The sequence below is a fragment of the Marinobacter sp. CHS3-4 genome, from assembly GCF_030053415.1.
In the GTDB taxonomy this organism is placed as follows: Bacteria; Pseudomonadota; Gammaproteobacteria; order Pseudomonadales; family Oleiphilaceae; genus Marinobacter.
Map to the genome: position 1 here is coordinate 693,343 of NZ_JASGBJ010000002.1, position 18,468 is coordinate 711,810.

Annotated in this window: 14 protein-coding genes and 1 pseudogene; 2 read left to right on the forward strand and 13 right to left on the reverse strand. The window is 55.1% G+C overall.

What is annotated here, in order from left to right; genetic code table 11:
• Positions 1-14 precede the first annotated feature (14 nt).
• The 5 genes and pseudogenes from QLQ17_RS11140 to QLQ17_RS17170 all read right to left on the reverse strand — a co-directional run.
• The gene (locus tag QLQ17_RS11140) at positions 15-839 is read right to left on the reverse strand and encodes a hypothetical protein (protein ID WP_283209649.1); all 825 of its coding nucleotides are present in this window, start codon (positions 837-839) and stop codon (positions 15-17) included.
• Positions 826-1,929, reverse strand: a complete 1,104-nt coding sequence (locus QLQ17_RS11145; protein ID WP_283209650.1) for a hypothetical protein — start codon at positions 1,927-1,929, stop codon at positions 826-828. Before QLQ17_RS11145 ends, QLQ17_RS11140 begins: the two co-directional genes overlap by 14 nt.
• 95 nt (positions 1,930-2,024) lie before the next feature.
• Positions 2,025-2,351, reverse strand: coding sequence for a DMT family transporter (locus QLQ17_RS11150; RefSeq protein ID WP_283209651.1), 327 nt, complete (start codon positions 2,349-2,351; stop codon positions 2,025-2,027).
• Between the two features lie 84 nt (positions 2,352-2,435).
• Positions 2,436-3,206 (reverse strand): ferredoxin--NADP reductase, encoded by a 771-nt coding sequence (locus tag QLQ17_RS11155; protein WP_283209652.1) that lies wholly within the window; start codon positions 3,204-3,206, stop codon positions 2,436-2,438.
• A 208-nt stretch (positions 3,207-3,414) separates the two neighbouring features.
• Positions 3,415-3,498, reverse strand: a pseudogene (locus QLQ17_RS17170) (PEP-CTERM sorting domain-containing protein); the annotation flags it as partial.
• 814 nt (positions 3,499-4,312) lie between these two features.
• Here QLQ17_RS17170 and QLQ17_RS11165 point away from each other — a divergent pair.
• Positions 4,313-5,242 carry a LysR family transcriptional regulator gene (locus QLQ17_RS11165; protein ID WP_283209654.1) on the forward strand — a complete coding sequence of 310 codons (930 nt, stop codon included), beginning with the start codon at positions 4,313-4,315 and terminating at the stop codon, positions 5,240-5,242.
• Here the strand turns inward: QLQ17_RS11165 and QLQ17_RS11170 are convergent.
• Positions 5,218-5,826: a MiaE family protein gene (locus tag QLQ17_RS11170; RefSeq protein WP_283209655.1), complete on the reverse strand. Its 609-nt coding sequence runs from the start codon at positions 5,824-5,826 to the stop codon at positions 5,218-5,220. The genes QLQ17_RS11165 and QLQ17_RS11170 overlap by 25 nt on opposite strands.
• Positions 5,827-6,021: 195 nt before the next feature.
• On the opposite strand from QLQ17_RS11170, the gene QLQ17_RS11175 reads away from it, so the two are divergent.
• A complete protein-coding gene (locus QLQ17_RS11175; RefSeq protein ID WP_283210157.1) occupies positions 6,022-8,616 on the forward strand; it encodes a bifunctional aconitate hydratase 2/2-methylisocitrate dehydratase in 2,595 nt (864 codons plus the stop codon).
• A gap of 460 nt (positions 8,617-9,076) precedes the next feature.
• Here the strand turns inward: QLQ17_RS11175 and putP are convergent, their stop codons facing one another.
• The 7 genes from putP to fabF all read right to left on the reverse strand — a co-directional run bounded on the left by putP (position 9,077) and on the right by fabF (position 18,365).
• Complete coding sequence (gene putP / locus QLQ17_RS11180; RefSeq protein ID WP_283209656.1) at positions 9,077-10,567, reverse strand: sodium/proline symporter PutP; 1,491 nt, start codon at positions 10,565-10,567, stop codon at positions 9,077-9,079.
• A 183-nt stretch (positions 10,568-10,750) separates the two neighbouring features.
• Complete coding sequence (putA, locus tag QLQ17_RS11185) at positions 10,751-13,585, reverse strand: bifunctional proline dehydrogenase/L-glutamate gamma-semialdehyde dehydrogenase PutA (RefSeq protein WP_283209657.1); 2,835 nt, start codon at positions 13,583-13,585, stop codon at positions 10,751-10,753.
• A 132-nt stretch (positions 13,586-13,717) separates the two neighbouring features.
• Complete coding sequence (locus tag QLQ17_RS11190) at positions 13,718-14,488, reverse strand: helix-turn-helix transcriptional regulator (protein WP_283209658.1); 771 nt, start codon at positions 14,486-14,488, stop codon at positions 13,718-13,720.
• A gap of 91 nt (positions 14,489-14,579) precedes the next feature.
• The gene (gene tmk, locus QLQ17_RS11195; RefSeq protein ID WP_283209659.1) at positions 14,580-15,209 is read right to left on the reverse strand and encodes a dTMP kinase; all 630 of its coding nucleotides are present in this window, start codon (positions 15,207-15,209) and stop codon (positions 14,580-14,582) included.
• The gene (gene mltG, locus QLQ17_RS11200) at positions 15,206-16,276 is read right to left on the reverse strand and encodes an endolytic transglycosylase MltG (protein ID WP_283209660.1); all 1,071 of its coding nucleotides are present in this window, start codon (positions 16,274-16,276) and stop codon (positions 15,206-15,208) included. The genes tmk and mltG overlap by 4 nt, the downstream gene beginning before the upstream one ends.
• A gap of 5 nt (positions 16,277-16,281) precedes the next feature.
• Complete coding sequence (locus tag QLQ17_RS11205) at positions 16,282-17,130, reverse strand: aminotransferase class IV (protein ID WP_349306798.1); 849 nt, start codon at positions 17,128-17,130, stop codon at positions 16,282-16,284.
• Entirely contained in the window at positions 17,118-18,365 is a 1,248-nt protein-coding gene (fabF, locus tag QLQ17_RS11210; protein WP_283209661.1) for a beta-ketoacyl-ACP synthase II, read from the reverse strand. Before fabF ends, QLQ17_RS11205 begins: the two co-directional genes overlap by 13 nt.
• Between the last annotated feature and the right edge of the window lie 103 nt (positions 18,366-18,468).

Here is an 18,468-nt window from a genome sequence, read left to right on the forward strand (position 1 = left end):
ATTTTCTTTACAGCTTAAGGCCAGTCGGGCTCCCGATACGTTTCTAGTCGCTTGAGCCAGCCCGGTAACCATTGCTGCTTTTCAATCTCGTTCTTCGCGTGGTTTGCACGCCGGGTCAAAACCAGTGCCGCTGCTTTTCGAAAGGACTCCAAAGCGGTGACATCCTTCGACTGGTCCATCTCCTCAAAAACCTGACGCAGGCCCCAGCCACGGCCGCTATATCGTTCGGATTCAGCCAGCCCTTCGCCTTTGAAATTAACATAGTCAATCAGGGCATAAACGCCACCCGGTGTGCGAACCAAGTCTTCAATCCTGGCAGCAGTCGACGCTCGCGCATTCTCCGGCATCGCCTCAATAATCGCCGTCAAAGCACGACTTGCGCGATTAATCAGAAATTCTGCCTGCAGCCCGCGGGTTGCGAACAGAAAGTCTCGCAACTCCCGGACACGGTCAGTATTAGACTTTTGAATGAGAGAAGCACGAGACTCCCAGGGAGCGTCAAATGGCTCAACGGTTTCGAGAGATTCTGGTAACGTTATTCCTTTCGTTACGAGAAATTCGATCATTGCAGGGAAGCTTTCAACGAAAGGACCGTTGACCTTCTCTGGATACCAGATGAAATGGCCGATACCCAGGGAAGGAAATGCCTCACCTCGATTCCAGTGCACCAGGCAGTCCCTGCGGCCAGCGCACTCGTTTTCAAAAACGCGCTTGCCGATCCATTCAATTTCACCGGGTTGAAGGCGAATATCAAACTCATAATCAGGCTCGACTTTTGAACAGGCCATCAACACCGAGAGCAGACATAAAATGAACACCGCCCGATCAGAGTATTTCACGGTGACGCTGCCCCCTGAAGGCCATTAACAGGTTGCCTGTTCCGCGTAGCAGACTGGCAAAGGGTATCGCCAACCAACTCAATAAATAGAGCACCGGCAATAATATAAGCGCCCAACCAACGAACTGACCCGCTAGTGGCGGGATCCCAAAAACGTCTGCCGCTGCAGCGAAAAAGTCGGATATCAGTCCGGGATGAGAAATCACCAGATAACCGACACCGATGACCGCAGGCCATTTAGCGTATCGTGCGCCTCGCAGCACCAATCTTGCGCCACCGGTCAGTCGCGCTGCCAGCGCTGCCGAGCGGGTGGATACGCGCGCTGTCTGAGTAGTCTTCGCCACGGCACGCCCAGCCCGAAGAAATTTCACCGCGCTGGCAAACACCAACACATCCACCGACGCCCAGCCAATGTCACTGGCCGTTACTTCGCCATCAGTTCGATAGCTCGACTCAAGCTGTCGAATACCACCGGTAAAAAACTGGGTCACACCTTCAGTGATTCTTTCGGTCTGTACCCAATGAGTTTTGCCATCCACATCCGTTTTAAACTGACCCAGGAAGTCCTCACCTTCACGGTCAATAAAGTTCACTGCGTACCAACCTCTTTCAGCGGCGGTAAGAGGTCCCATTGAGGGCGGCGAGTCCGTTGGACTGGCCGGGCGACCGCGCAATTCGTTGAAATAATCTCGGGCACGCTGAAATTGCACGGATGCTTGATTCATCCACTCGACAGTGCTCACGGAATTGCGCAGAAAATATTCAATGGGCGGAAGGGCATGCTCTCCGTAGCGACGAAGAATGCGCTGGAACTCTGGCTCGGCGGCATACATGGGAAAAATCTCGCTGGCCATTGATGGGTAAACCATCATGGCCGCCTGAGCCTTGAGTAACAGCAAAGGGTCATTACCAAGATCAATGACCGCGGCCTGGAGCTCGACCGGCTGATCCATCAGCGCCGGGTAGCCCGGCAATCTCTCACTGGCTTCAATGGAAATCAGTCTGTGCTCAATCGGCACGGGTGACGATTGGAAGCTCACAGCCGCAGCGATCACAACAGCAAGCAGGAAGATCCAGAGTGCTTTTCTCAAACAATCACCTTCAGGGCACGCGAATCAGAACAGATCTGCTCTAAGTTGTATCACAGATTCTGGAAAACACAGCCTGAACGCGAGTGATTACCCTGTTAGATAACCGATGAGAAAAGATTGATAACCACCACGCCACTGACGATCAGCGCAATGCCCACCAGAGCCGGCCAATCAAGAACCTGACCAAAAAAGATAAGCCCGACCAGCGCGATCAGGGCCACCCCGGCGCCCGCCCAGACCGCATAGGCGAGGCCCACTGGCAGGGTTTTCAGGGTGAGAGAGAGAAAGTAAAAGGCAATAACGTAAGAGGCAACAACGGTGACCGATGGCCAAAACCTGGTAAAGCCATCCGCCTGCTTCAGAAAGGATGTGCCAACGACTTCGGCAATGATGGCGACTGCCAGAAACAACCAATGCGTCATCTTCAAACCTCAAAGCCCGGAAACAGAAAACCCCGGAGCGCTAACCCCGGGGTTTCGTGTGCTGCGATCACAGGACCGCAAAGTCTACTGCTCTACGAAGGCCCGCTCAATTACGTAATGGCCCTGATGGCCCTGACGCGCTTCTTTAAAGCCCATGCGTTCGAGAATTTCGCAGGTATCCTTCAGCATGCTAGGACTACCGCACACCATGAAGCGATCATTCTCGAGGTCGAAATCCGGAAGCCCCAGATCCTGGGTGAGCTTGCCGTTTTCCATGGCGTCTGTCAGGCGACCAGTGTTGCGAAAGTCTTCCCGGGTCACTGTCGGGTAGTACTTCAACTTACCCTGCACCATTTCGCCGAAGAACTCATTGTTCGGAAGATCTTCAATTTCCTTTTGATAAGCCAGCTCCGAGATGTAACGGACACCATGGGTGACGATGACATTATCAAACGCCTCGTATACTTCCGGATCCTTGATGATGCTGATAAACGGTGCCAACCCCGTACCGGTGCTGATCATCCAAAGGTTCTTCCCCGGCAACAGATTATCCATGATCAACGTGCCCGTGGGCTTGCGGCTGACCATGATTTCGTCGCCAACTTCAATCTTCTGCAGGCGTGAAGTCAGCGGGCCGTCCTGAACCTTGATCGAGAAGAACTCCAACTCTTCCTCATAATTTGCACTGGCAATACTGTAAGCGCGCATCAAAGGCTTGCCCTCAGTCTCCAGGCCAATCATGGTGAAATGACCATTCTTGAAACGGAACCCCGGGTCACGAGTGGTCGTGAAACTGAAAAGGGTGTCGTTCCAATGACGGACACTTGTTACACGCTCTTTATTCAAGTTGCTCATGTTGCTACCCGTTTGTTTCCTGCAAAGGATGTTTGAATCTCAATTTTTAAATGCTAACCCAAGATCACCTATCGACAAAATGGGATATTTTCATAACCTTGTTCCAATTATTCGATAAAGAGTTTTTCCGTGCCCTCGCAAGAGAACTGCCCACAAAAAAACCCGGGCCAAAGCCCGGGTTTTTTACGTCAACCTTAATCTGAATGGATCAGGCTTTGCGCTTACGTGAAGCGCCAAGACCCAGCAGACCAAGCCCCAACAGAGCCAGAGTTGAAGGCTCTGGAACTGGGACGGTTGTCCGCCCAACAACCGTAAATGCTGCCGCGTCCCTGTTTCCGGCTACCGCCTGCAATTCACCAAGAAGGCGAACGCCGGAGGAGAAATCGACAATAGCGGAAGCGCCAATCATCTCGTCTCCGAAAACTGTCGCAGTACTCAGGTAGCTATCAACATCAATATCCCAGGAGAAGGTTTCACCGGCATCGAAATCGCTGAACAGGATATCGAGAAAATCCCAGGCCGCAATACCGCCGGGAGCGTCAGTCACATTCCCCGAAACCAGTCCAGTCGTTGCACCTGTGCTGCCGACGGCCCCAAAGGACACCCCAATCGAACCATTACAATTGCTATCGCTGGCCGGGTCATAGCAGATCGAGTTGGTGGGCCTAAGGTCCAGTTGGAATCGGGTTACTTTTTCGCCTGCATCAGACGAGTTGGTGATGGAGAACGGCTGGCTAAAAGTGTCTCCGTCAATAATAAAGTCCAGCGCCGGGACGGCCGAAGCTGCGGCGCTCACGGACATGGTCAGAACAAACGCAATTGCAGATTTCATGAATCTCATCCTTGATGGTTGTTTAAGACATTTGCACCCTTTAAGTGCAGCGCGCAATAAAGCAAAAAACAAACCGAAAACCATTTATCTATTTATAAACATTAAGTTAAGCGATATTTATCAAAGTGAGCATGAGGCATGTGTAAAAGAACCTGACGAGCCGGCCACTGATATGAGCGTAGAATAACCAGCCCTTCATTGCGCGCCCGCAGTGAGAGAGTTAATCTATCGAATTACCGGATAACCATCCGCCTACAAAGGAATAAAATCGATAATGCGATATTCCTTCCGTCAGCTTGAGGTCTTTCTGGCTGCTGCCCACTATCAGAACATTACGAAAGCTGCCGACTCACTCGCCATGTCGCAGTCAGCGGCAAGCAGTGCTCTGAAAGAACTGGAAAACCAGTTCAATATCCAGCTGTTCGATCGCGTCGGTAAACGGCTCCAGCTCAACGAGCTTGGTCGCCTGTATCGCCCCAAGGTGGAAGCGTTGCTGGCGCAATCCACGGAACTTGAACAAGCTTTCAGCAAGCACACTGAGGTTGGCGCTCTGAAAGTGGGAGCTACCCTCACCATCGGTAATTATCTCGCCGTGGGAGTCATGGCTGAGTATATGAACACGCCAAGCCACCCCAGAGTTTCGCTTGAAGTCGCCAACACCCGCACTATCGCCAAACGGGTCAGCGATTTTGAACTCGATGTGGGACTGATTGAGGGCGAACTGCAGTCAACAGAATTGGAAGTTGCTCCGTGGCGGGGTGACGAGCTCGTGGTCTTCTGCTCGCCAAAGCATCCATTGGCGGCCAAGAAAGAACTGACAGACGCTGATCTTCTCTCAGCAACCTGGGTGATGCGCGAGCCTGGCTCAGGTACTCGCCAGACGTTCGAGCGCGGCATGCACGGCCTGCTGCCGGATCTGAATATCCTGCTTGAACTGGAGCATACCGAGGCCATCAAACGGGCTGTGGAAGCCAACCTCGGCATTGGCTGCCTATCGAGGGTTTGCCTGGCCGATGCATTTCGCCGCAAAAGCTTGGTGCCACTGCGCGTACCTGAATACCGGAAATTCGATCGAAACTTCTACTTCATACTGCACAAACAGAAATACCGCAGCGCGGGCATTGATCGCTGGATTGACCTTTGTAAACAGCTAGAGGATCCACCCTTACCTGAGCATATTCAGGCCGGAACTGGGCCACTGTGAAAACGAAAGACCTCATCTGGCGACTCGATAAGACGTTTCTCAATTGCCAGGAAGGCGGCCACTCGATGGTCTATCGACTCGCCTGCGGCCTGCTCGGCCAGGCCCAGATAGTCGCGGTAGTGCCTCGCCTCTGACTTCAGCAGCCCGGTATAAAAGTCCGCGAGGGTATCATCCAGATGCGGCGCCAGCGCCGCAAATCGTTCACAGGAACGGGCTTCAATAATGGCGCCGACAATTAACACATCAACCAGGCGGCCGGGATCATCCGACCTCACTTCTTGTCTCAAGCCGGCGGCGTAACGGGCAGGCGTCAAATGGTCGTAGGTAACGCCCCGCTTTTTCATGATCGCCAGCACCTGTTCAAAGTGCCGCAGTTCTTCCCTGGCCAGACGCGACATCTTGTTCAGCAGAGTGACGTTATCCACGTAACGGTACATCAGGCTTAACGCCGTTGACGCCGCCTTTTTTTCGCAGTGGGCGTGATCAATCAGCATCAGATCCTGATTCGCCAGCGCATTTTCGATCCAGCGGTCCGGGGTTCGGCAGGGCAGGAAACGATGGATGTCCTGAAGTGCTTCATTCATAGGTAATGACGACCAGATGGTTCAACTGGAGCCGCATTATACATAACCGTTAGCGACGGTCAGATGATTGTCCAACTTAACTTTGTAAGGGCTTTCCTATAAAATGCGCGCCAACCAAATTCTTACCGCCGTAAAACTCCCGCCGGGCAACGACGCCCACGGCGCGGGACATTCCAACTGATGAGGGTCCATATCGTGTTAGAAGCCTATCGTGAACACGTTGCCGAACGAGAAGCTCTGGGCATCCCCCCCAAGCCTCTCAACGCTGAGCAGACAGCCGCGCTGGTCGAGCTACTGAAGAATCCGCCTGCAGGCGAAGAAGACACACTGGTTTACCTTCTTGAAAACCGCGTGCCACCCGGCGTAGACGAAGCTGCTTATGTAAAGGCAGCCTTCCTGACCGCCATTGTTAAAGGTGAAGCGACCTCACCCCTGCTGAACAAGCCAAAGGCCGTTGACCTTCTTGGCATGATGCAGGGTGGTTACAACATCGCCACTCTGGTTGACCTGCTGGACGATGCCGAGCTGGCCGAGCAGGCGGGCGAAAAACTCAAGCGCACGCTGCTGATGTTTGATGCCTTCAACGACGTGAAGGAAAAAATGGACGCAGGCAATGCGGTTGCCAAAGCTGTCATCGAATCCTGGGCCAACGCCGAGTGGTTCACCAACAAGAAGAAGGTTCCCGAGAGCACCAAAATGGTGGTGTTCAAGGTCACCGGCGAAACCAACACCGACGATCTGTCGCCTGCACCGGATGCCTGGTCCCGCCCGGACATTCCACTGCACGCCCGCGCCGCCTACAAGATGGAGCGTGACGGTCTGAAGCCGGAAGAGCCCGGCGTTACTGGCCCGATGAGCCAGATCGACGAAATCAAATCCAAAGGCTACCCCGTTGCATTTGTTGGCGACGTGGTTGGTACCGGTTCGTCGCGTAAGTCTGCCACCAACTCTGTTCTGTGGTTCTTTGGCGAAGACATCCCGGGCGTTCCGAACAAGCGCGCCGGCGGCGTGTGCATCGGTAGCAAAGTTGCCCCTATCTTCTTCAACACCATGGAAGACGCAGGCGCGCTGGTATTCGAAGCGCCGGTGGACAACATGAACATGGGCGATGTGATCGACATCCGTCCTTACGAGGGGAAGATCCTGAATGAAGCGGGCGAGACCATCTCCGAATTCAGCTTCAAATCCGAAGTAATTCTGGACGAAGTTCAGGCCGGCGGCCGCATTCCACTGATCATTGGCCGTGGTTTGACCGCCAAAGCCCGTACCGCGCTTGGCCTGGGCGCCACTGACATCTTCCGTCTGCCAAACGACCCTGAAGCCGGCACCAAAGGCTTCACCCTTGGCCAGAAGATGGTGGGTAAAGCCTGCGGTCTTGAAGAAGGCAAAGGCGTTCGTCCTGGAACCTATTGCGAGCCACATATGACCACTGTGGGCTCACAGGACACCACTGGCCCAATGACTCGTGACGAACTCAAAGATCTGGCCTGCCTCGGCTTCCAGTCAGACCTGGTTATGCAGTCTTTCTGTCACACCGCGGCCTACCCGAAGCCGGTCGACGTTGAAATGCAGCACACCATGCCGGACTTTATCCAGACTCGCGGCGGTGTAGCCCTGCGTCCGGGCGACGGCATCATCCACAGCTGGCTGAACCGCATGCTGCTGCCAGATACCGTGGGTACCGGTGGTGACTCCCACACCCGTTTCCCGATGGGTATCTCCTTCCCTGCGGGTTCTGGTCTGGTGGCTTTCGCGGCTGCGACCGGCGTTATGCCGCTGGACATGCCGGAATCCGTGCTGGTGCGCTTCAAAGGCGAAATGCAGCCGGGCATCACTCTGCGTGACCTGGTTCACGCCATTCCGCTATACGGCATCAAGCAGGGCCTGCTGACCGTTGAGAAGAAAGGCAAAATCAACGAGTTCTCTGGCCGCATCCTTGAAATCGAAGGCCTTGAGCACCTGACCGTTGAGCAGGCGTTCGAGCTGTCCGACGCATCTGCAGAGCGCTCTGCCGCCGGTTGTACCATCAACCTGTCCGAGGACTCGGTAGCGGAATACCTGCGCTCCAACATCACCATGTTGCGCTGGATGATCGCTGAAGGTTACGGCGACCCACGTACTCTGGAGCGTCGCGCCCAGCAGATGGAAGAATGGCTGGCCGATCCGAAGCTTATGCGTGCGGATAAAGACGCCGAGTACGCCCACGTGGTGGAAATCGACCTGGCCGATATCAAAGAGCCGATCGTATGCTGCCCGAACGACCCGGACGACGCCAGGTTCCTGTCCGAAGTCGCTGGCGACAAGGTGGACGAAGTGTTCATCGGTTCCTGCATGACCAACATCGGCCACTTCCGCGCCGCTGGCAAGCTGCTGGAGCAGAACAAAGAGCCCCTGAAAACCCGTCTGTGGATGTCACCACCCACCAAGATGGACCAGGCGCAGCTGATGGAGGAAGGTTACTTCAACACCTACGGCACTGCGGGCGTGCGCACTGAAATGCCAGGCTGCTCACTGTGCATGGGTAACCAGGCGCGTGTCGCTGCCAAGAGCACGGTGCTGTCTACTTCCACTCGTAACTTCCCGAACCGTCTGGGCGATGGTGCCAACGTGTACCTGACCTCTGCGGAACTGGCTGCGGTTGGCGCGGTTCTGGGCAAACTCCCGTCTCCGGCGGAGTACATGGAGTACGCCAAGGATCTGAACAGCATGTCGAAAGAGATCTACAAGTATCTCAACTTCGACCAGATGGAGCTGTACACCAGCAAGGCGTCTGAGGCCACCGTGGCCTAAACGGAGCCTGAGACTGACCTTCTGGTCCGTTCCATGAAAGCGCCAGCCTTCGGGCTGGCGCTTTTTTTGTTTCTAGCCTGTCGGTTTTGGGGCTTGCCCCCTAGCCTGATGATGTCGGTGTTTGGCCCACGGTCGGTAAGTCTTTTCTTTCGGGAAAAGAACTCGCTTCGCTCAGACACCTTTATCCCTGCAGAAAAGACTTCCCCACCGCGAGCCAGATCCAACTCATGGGATATCGCTTCTACCTTTCATTCAGTAAAAGGAGTAGTGCACTTGGTCAGATCGGCGCGGGGGTGGGATACCCTTTCTGGCGGGAACAAAGGTGTCTGAGCGAAGCGAGTTCTTTTTCCCATAAGAAAGGGTATCCCACCCTCGTGCCAGCCCCCTAAGCAGCAAGCTACAAAAAAAGAGGGCCCCGAAGGAGCCCTCTTTCCACTCAGAAAGTGATCAACACGCGGAGTTACCGCTCGATGTGCTGATACTCGCCGGCATCCGCAGTGACCGAGCTCACCACCATGATGGCAACCCAGGCCAGGATGAAGCCAGGAATGATCTCGTACACACCAGGACCACCCATGAACTCACCGTTCCAGCCCATCGAGATCCAGATCATCACCGTGGCGGCACCCACAACCATGCCTGCGATCGCGCCAGCACCGTTAGTCCGTGGCCACATCAGGGACAGGATAATCAGCGGACCAAAGGCGGCACCAAAGCCGGCCCAAGCGTTACTGACCAGTGCCAGAACCTGAGAGTCGGGATCCGATGCAATCACCGAAGCCACCAGACCAACCAGTACGACGCACACGCGACCAACGTTGACACACTCCCTGTCAGAAGCTTCTTTACGCAGGAACAAACGATAGAAGTCTTCCGTCAGCGAGGATGACGACACCAGCAACTGACTGGAAATGGTACTCATCACTGCAGCAAGCAGAGCGGCGTACAGGAAGCCAGTGATCAGCGGGTGGAACAGAAGCTCTGAAAGGATGATGAAGATCGTTTCGGGGTCATCAACAGTCATACCATTACGCACAGCGTAGGCACGGCCGAACACACCCAGGGACACGGCGCCGATCAGGGAGATCAGCATCCAGCCCATGCCGATATTACGGGCAGTGGGTACGTCTTTCAGTGTACGGATCGCCATGAAACGCACGATAATGTGTGGCTGGCCGAAATAGCCAAGCCCCCAGGTCACCGCGGACAGCCAACCTATGATGGTCAGGCCTTCCGTCCAGGAGAGCAAGGAGGGATCGACTTCATTCAGGGTTTGCTGCGCCTGGGCGAAACCGCCACCTCCTTCGCCAAAGAGAACAACGGCCGGCATAATCACCAGTGCCAGCATCATGATGCAGCCCTGGACGAAGTCCGTCATGCTAACGGCAAGGAAACCACCAACCACGGTATAGACCAGCACCACACCAAGTGTGATGACGATACCCACCGCATAGTCGCTCAAACCACCGAAGTTAAAGATGCCAGAGAACGCACTTTCAAACAGTTTGCCACCAGCAACCAGGCCAGACGCGGTGTACACCGCGAAGAAAATAACGATAACGATGGCCGATACAGTACGCAGAGAGAGCGCCTGGGTCGGAAAACGATTCGCCAGAAAGGACGGGATGGTAATAGCGTTGCCATAGTGAACGGTTTGCTCACGAAGGCGAGGCGCAACCAGCGTCCAATTGAAAAAGGCACCGACCAACAGGCCAATGCCGATCCAGGCAGAACCCAGACCGGAAGCGAACAGCGCCCCGGGCAAACCCAGAAGCAACCAACCACTCATGTCCGAGGCGCCTGCCGACAGTGCGGCCACCTTCGGGCTGAGGGACCGTCCACCCAACATATAGTCTTCGGATGACGACGTAGATGTGCGCATTGCGTACAGGCCGATAACAATCATCAGCGCAAAATACCCAATGAGACTAATCCATACACCAATAGCCATGAAATTCCTCCAGTTTTCTGTGCCGACAGCTGTGTCGGCCAGTTGGTGCGATTGCCGTGTCACGCCTGACATTCGCACTCATTTTTTCTCTCGTATTACTCACTCTGATTCACGACACGTTTGCCGCTAGCTCCTACCCGGCTCTTCCAATAAATGCCCCCTTTTCTGTGAATGTCAGACTTTCTAAATGCCAAGAGACAACAGTGACGCGTTGCCTCCCATTGCTGTGGTATTGATTGTTCGTGTTCGCTCTGCAGCAAAGCGTAGCAGGTAATTCGGACCACCTGCCTTGGGATCAGCGCCCGACAGGCCCTCCCCCCCGCACGGCTGAACGCCTGCAACAGCGGCCGCCTGATCGCGATTGATGTATGTATTGCCTGCCCTCACACGTTTTTCTATGTAGGCAGCTGTGGACTCGCTTCGACTCTGAATACCCAGTGTCAGCCCGTTTCCAAGGCTATTGATCTGGTTGATCACCCCATCCAGATCGTCGGAGCGGTAACGGATTACATGAAGGATAGGACCAAAACATTCATTTTTCAGGTATTTAAGCGATTTTATTTCCCAGGCAGACGGTGCGACGAAGTGACCAGCCGCATCAACGACGGGCATCGGAGACTTTCCGATCAGACGAGCATCCCTTTCAAGAACTTCAAGGTATCGCTCAAACCTGGACTTTGCATCGGCATCCACCATTGGCCCAACATCGGTGGACAGCCGCGTGGAGTTACCCACGCAAACGTCGTTCAGTGCTCCTGCTATTAGCCTTTCGGTCTGATCGGCAATGTCTTCCGGAAGAAACAGCACCCGCAGAGCAGAACAGCCCTGCCCGGCAGACGAAAACGCCGATTCCAATGCATCCCGGACAACCTGTTCCGGCACTGCACTGCTATCAGCAATCATCGCGTTCTGACCGCCGATCTCCGCAACCAGCGGCGCGCACGCGCCCTCACGTTCAGCCAGAAGTCGATTAATCCGACGGGCGACCTGCGCAGAGCCGGTAAAGGTGACGCCCGCTATCCTGGGGTCCGGTACCAGCGTACTCCCGACGAAATCGCGATGCCCCGGTAACAGATGAATGGCGTTTTCCGGAATGCCCGCTGCAAGCATGAGCTCCACCAGCCTGTGAGCCAGCAAGCTGCTCTGCCCGGAGGATTCGGCGAGAACCGTATTGCCGGCAAGCAAAGCAGCGACAATCTGGCCACAGAAGACCGACATTGGAGAGCCGGCGGGACTGACACAAAGAAAGACGCCCCGTCCCTCCATATATAGCTCATTGGTTTCTCCTGTCGGGCCCGGTAGGGCCACCGAATGACCAAATCGTGACCTGGACTGACTAGCGTAATACCTGCAGAGATCGACGGTATTACGCAAATCCTCGATGACACTGCGAATGGGCAGACCGGTTTCCTGACTGCATAACGCGACCAGCTCACAGCGATGGGCCTCAATGGCATCTGCAAACCCTTGTACCGCATCTGCCCGCTCGGCGGCAGGACAGTCACACCAACCGACAAACCCGCAGAGCGCTTGTTCCAGTGCCGACTCCAGGTTTTCCAGTTCGAGCCCAAAACGTTCACCAATCGGCTCACCGTTGTTAGGCGACAAAACGGCTTCAGAACACCCTCCAAGAAAGGTTTTGCCGCCGATGATGGGGCCCGCTTGCCACTCATGGCCCCACCATTGACGTAATCCGGCAACGAATTTCTCACGGTCTGCTGTAATCGCCAGGTTCCAGCCTTTTGCATTCGTCCGCTCACTTCCATACAACAAGGGCGGTAACGGGATAAGGTCGTTTCCCAGGGACGGATACGTTCCCAGCTCCTGCACAGGATCCTTAGTCAGGACTTCAACCGGTGTTTCTGAACCCGCAAGGCGATGAACGAAAGACGTGCTGGCGCCGTTTTCCAACAGCCTGCGCACCAGGTAAGGAGGGAGCTCCTCATGGCCGCCTACCGGTGCATAAATGCGCACCGGATAGTCGAATCGTTTGAGAATCGAGTCGTAAAGTGCATCGCCCATTCCATGAAGACGCTGCAATTCGAGACGGCGGTCTTTACTGCTCGACATTACCAATACCGACGCAACCGTGTGGGCATTGTGGGTGGCCAATTGGGGAAAAAGGCCCCCTTTGGTGTAATCACTTAATAGAAAGCGAAGGCAAGCCAGATAGGACGTATCGGTACCCTCTTTACGCGTAAACACGGGATAGCTGGAAATCCCCAGCTGTTGAGCGTGCTTTATCTCAGCATCCCAGTAGGCACCTTTTACCAGCCGAACGGGAATCTCATCGCCTTGCTCTTTTGCCAGCTTGTTGAGCCAGCACAACGCTGGAAGTGCTCGCTTGGAATAGGCCTGGATGGCCACTCCAAGCCCGTTCCAACCTTCAGCAACAGGCGAGTAATACACCTTTTCAAACAGCTGAAGCGTGAGTTCGAACCGGTCCATGTCCTCAGCGTCCAGCGTAATGGCCACGCCCTGCCCTCTGGCGCAGGCCACCAGATCGCAAAGTATGGGGTACAGGTCGGCAAAGACGCGCTCTTGCTGTGACACGTCGAACCGTGGATGAAGTGCTGACAGTTTTAGGGACACCGATAGCGGACGTGTCTTTTTACCCCAGCGTGACTGCGGCCCGGCTGTCAGAATGGCTTCCTCATAACGGGCGAAATGGCGGGCTGCATCAGAGGCGGTTACGGCAGACTCAGCAAGCATGTCGAAAGAGTAGGAGCAACCTTTACGCAGGCACTCCCCGGCATTTTCAAGCGCTTTGCCAATGTCCTGCCCCAGGACAAATTGCTGGCTGAGAAGCTCAGGTGACTGGTCTGGAGCAAGACGAATCAGATCGGCGGCCGTCTCGGCAGTCGCTTTTTGCTCGGCAGCGTTGCTTTCGGCAAGCACCATGAGTTCGCGAAGATAGGCCTCTTCATCGACAGCATAATTTTCGAGCATGCCGTGCCAGAAAAAGGTTTTTGATTGTTCCTGAAACACAGGCTCCAGGGCCCTGGCGGCCTCGAACATCTGAACTCCCCTGCATCCCTAGATAACCAAACTGACCTAACGTTAGTCGTCACACAGGGATCAGGCTTACAAAATCCTACGATTATTTTGCAAAATCATACTGAGATGGAATTCGTGTGTGCGATAACGGCGTCAGGCCGCCGCGCGAAGGCGAGAAGGCGTGGTGCCCTTATGCTTTTTCAGTGCATTGGTGAGGGCGCTTTGTGAAGAAAACCCCGTGCGATATCCCACTTCTGAGATGGATAGATTCGTACTTGAAAGCAGTTGAACCGCCTGGTCCAGCCGTGTCTGCAACAGAAACTGGTGGGGCGTTATGCCGGTGAGATCCCGGAACATCTCATGGAATCGGCTGGTGCTCAGGCAGGCAACACCCGCCAGGTCCTCCACTGAGATCTTGCGCTGAAGGTTCTCCATGATATAACGGCGAATGGTATCGGGGCTGAGGCTCTGACGCCCGGGGCGGACGTTGCGTTCGCCGTTCAACCGCTCTGCCATGCAATGCAGAATGCTGGCGCCGAGATGGCGTTTCATCGTTTGATTCTCAGGGGAGCGGTCGAACTCTCCGGCGACAAACTGCACCAGATTCTGCATCTGATTGTCGAGAGCCAGTGTTCTGGGCCGCTCGAACAGAGGCGCCAGCTTTTCATAGTCGCAGTGATCGGAAGTATCCAGAGCAGAGACGCCTGGGTCCAGGTCAATGACCAGGACATGATTCTGCAGATCGCCGCAGTAATCGTGCCGGGCCTGGGTGGGCACCAGACAGGCGCTCCATGTGTCCAGATGGGCCCCGGTGCCATCGACGGTCAGATCGGCTTCGCCCTGAACACCTATCACAATCTGATGATGCTCATGGCGGTGCTGATGAGACGCGGTAGGAAGCTTTAGCAGACGCGCATCCAACATACTTAAAGCCTGTTTGCCATCGCCAGGTGATCACTCATTAAAACAAAACCGCGAATGCTTTGCACGGAACCCACCGGGGGTTGATTCAGGATCAACCTCGGGCCAGTTCCTGAAAAAGTGCTGCAATATCACGGCTCACCTCGCCCAGCTCTCTGGCGGCATCAACCACGTGATAACGCTCTGGCGCAATGGCTGCGCGCTCAAGATAGGTTTGCCGAATTCGTTCAAAAAACGCCACGGCTTCCTGTTCAAACCGATCAAGGTCTCCGCGGTGTTTTGCGCGAGCCATGCCGGTTTCCACAGGCGCATCGAGAAGTACGACATGATCCGGTCGCACGTCGCCCTGAACCAGGGTCTCCAGCGTTGCAATACTCTGGAAGGGTACGCCGCGCCCGCCGCCCTGATAGGCAAAGGTTGCGTCCGTGAAACGGTCGCACAACACCCAGCGACCCTGCTCCAGCTCCGGAAGAATTTTCGAATGGAGATGCTGGGCTCTGGCGGCAAACATCAGTAAAAGTTCTGTCAGATCGTTGACTGGCTCTTCCCTGGGCGCCAGCAGAAGTTCACGAATGGATTCTGCCATCGGCGTTCCACCGGGTTCGCGAGTCACCGTTACTTGCAATCCAAGGCTGCGAAGCTGGTTGGCAGCATTCTCTAACTGCGTAGACTTGCCAACACCTTCGGTGCCTTCAAACGTAATGAACTTGCCTTTGGCCGTCATGGGCTTTGCTGGCCCTCTGAATCGTCCGAAGTGCTCGGAGCGGGCGACGAGCGATAATCAGAGCGACGGTTCAGCTGAAACTGGCGCACCGCCTTCTGATGCTCGGCCAGGGTGCGGGAAAACTTGTGCGTGCCGTCGCCGCGAGCAACGAAATACAGGGAATCGCCGTCTGCAGGGTGCAAGGAAGCGTGAATGGCCTCGCGGCCTGGCAAAGCAATGGGCGTCGGTGGCAACCCATCTATTCGGTAGGTGTTGTAGTCGGTGTAGGTGCGCAGATCCTTGCGGGAAATGCGTCCCTGATACTGATCACCCATTCCGTAGATCACGGTGGGATCCGTCTGAAGTCGCATACCCTTCAGCAATCGCCTGACAAACACGCCGGCTACCTGGTCTCGTTCGTGGGCAGCGCCCGTCTCGCGCTCGACGATTGATGCCATAATCAACGCTTCGTAGGGCGAATCGTATGGCAGCCCCTCGGCCCGGTTTTCCCATTCTTCCGCAAGCACGGATTCCATTCGGTTGAAGGCCCGCTTGTAGAGGTCAAGATCTGTTTCAAAACTGGTGTACAGATAGGTGTCAGGAAAGAACCGACCCTCCGGGTGGGCGCCTTCGGCTCCCATCGCAGCCATGATCCTGTCATCGGCCCATTCTGATGTGACCTTATCAAGGCGCTCATTAGTGGCAATCGCCTGCCTCATATCCTTGAACGTCCAGCCCTCGATGAACTGAATCTGCCAGTGCTTTGTCTCGCCAGAGACCATTTTTTCGATCAAGGCCAGTCGGGACATGCCGTCAGAAAACTCATACTCGCCTGCTTTCAGTCGAGCCTGTTCCGGGTGCAACCGGCCATATATCCGCATCCACAGACTGTCATTGACGTAGCCCGCGGACTCCAGGGTGCGGGCCACCTGATCAAAGCCGGCGCCCATAGGGACGGTGAACAATACTGGTTCTTCCAGAGAGACTGGCTGCTCCAGGGTTTTGAGCCCCTGCCAGACCCAGATGCCAAGGCCGGACGCCAAAAGAACCGCAAGCGAAATGGTCGTTACCAATAACTTCTTGAACAAACGAATTATTCCAAGGTTTCAAGAGGATTTGCGATTGTCGCAAGTGTGCCATCAACTGGCAAATTAACCCGCTCCAGAATGCGTACTGGCACAACACCAAACACACTGTTCAGCAGATACAGCCCGCGGAACTCCGGCATCGATGCCAGATCCGCAGGCAAGGGCCGCTCAGCGACCTGCTCCCCTGCCTTTTTAAGACATTCCATTGCGTACTGCCGCATCACGCCCGATACCGCAATGGACCCAACCGGTGGCGTCACCCATTCCTCACCAAGACGGGCCATCAGGTTTGTACGGGTACCCTCTACCAGATCACCGGACCGATCTTTCATAATCAGCTCCCAGTCATCCTCGGTAAATTCCTGGCTCGCCATTACCTGCTCCAGGCGATTCAATGATTTGATGCCAGCAAGGTGAGGGTTAACCATCAGTGGAATACTCGCAAAGCCTGCCACTACGCCGTCAGGATCTGGCAAGGGTGGGAACGTAGAAGCAGACACAATCAACTTGGGCTCCACTGAAACCGGGGGGCGATACCCGCGACCACCACTACCACGGGTCAGAATCATCTTCAGAATCCAATTGCCGGAAGTGTCGCTGGAGCGTTGGCCAGAGAATCGCTGAGCGGCCTGAGACAGCGCCGTATCAAGCTCAGCATGACTTATCGGTATGCCGAGGCGAAGGGCGTCGGTCACCATTCGGTTCAGGTGCAGCTGCCGCAGCACAGCTTTCTGCCCCACCATACGAACCGTTTCAAAAAGCCCGTCACCATAGGCAAAGCCGCGATCCGTTGCCTGAATAGGATCTTTATCAGCAAACAGAACTTTCAGCTTAATGACAGTCAGTCCTCGAATCGCTTGAAGATCAGGGTTCCGTTGGTGCCGCCAAACCCGAAGGAATTAGACAGTGCCGTGCGCACATCGGCTTTGCGGGCGCCGTCCGTCACGAAATCCAGGTCACAGCCCTCTTCCGGATCTTCAAGATTGATGGTGGGCGGCAGCACGCCATCGCGGATGGCCAGTACCGAAAAGATCGCCTCAACCGCCCCGGCAGCACCCAACAGGTGACCCGTCATGGACTTGGTACTGCTTACCGCCAGCTTATGGGCATGCTGATCAAATACGGACTTCACAGCGGCCACTTCAGCAACATCACCGACCTGAGTCGATGTCCCATGAGCGTTGATGTAATCAATCTCGTCGGCAGACATGCCGGCATCCCGAAGCGCATTACTCATGGAGCGAGCCGCACCCGCACCACCTTCCGGAGGCGAGGTAATATGGAAGGCATCGTCGCTCATTCCAAATCCGACCACCTCACCGTGAATAGTGGCTCCACGACGCTGAGCATGCTCCAGTTCTTCCAGTACCAGAACGCCGGAGCCATCGCTGAGCACAAACCCGTCACGCCCTTTATCCCAGGGCCGACTGGCCTTCTCTGGCTCGTCGTTGCGAGTGGAAAGGGCCCGCGCGGCGGAAAATGCCGCAATTGAACTACGGGTAGTCGCCATTTCCGAACCGCCCGCCAGCATAACGTCGGCGTCACCATAAGCGATGGTACGAGCCGCATAACCTATGTTGTGAGTACCCGTGGTACAGGCCGTCACAATGGCGATGTTCGGTCCCTGGTAGCCAAAACGGATAGCCACATTGCCGGAAATCATATTGATCACAGACGCAGGCACAAAGAAGGGCGACACTTTTCTGGGCCCAGAGTTCTCCATGTTGATGATGTTCTTTTCGATGAACTCCAGGCCACCAATACCTGAACCAATGGCAACACCGACGCGTTCTTTGTCCAGCTCATCGAACCGATCCAGACCACTGGCTTCAACGGCCTGCTGGGCAGCAATCAACCCGTAGTGAATAAACGCATCAAGCTTTCTTGCATCCTTGGTGGACAGATAGGGCTCGATATCGAGATTCCTGACAGCGCCACCAATGCGGGTGTTGTAACCGGTCGTGTCAAAGCGATCAATTTCTGATATTCCGCTCACACCTTCCTGGATCGCTTTCCAGGAGCTATCCACGTCATTGCCCAATGGCGAGAGCATTCCCATGCCAGTGACCACAACACGTCGTTTAGACATAATCCTTCACCTGAAGCTGCGTTACCTTTCCGAAACATCCAATAAAAAAGCCGTCCAATGACTTCTCACATGGACGGCTTTCCTGCCTGGCTTACAGACTGAT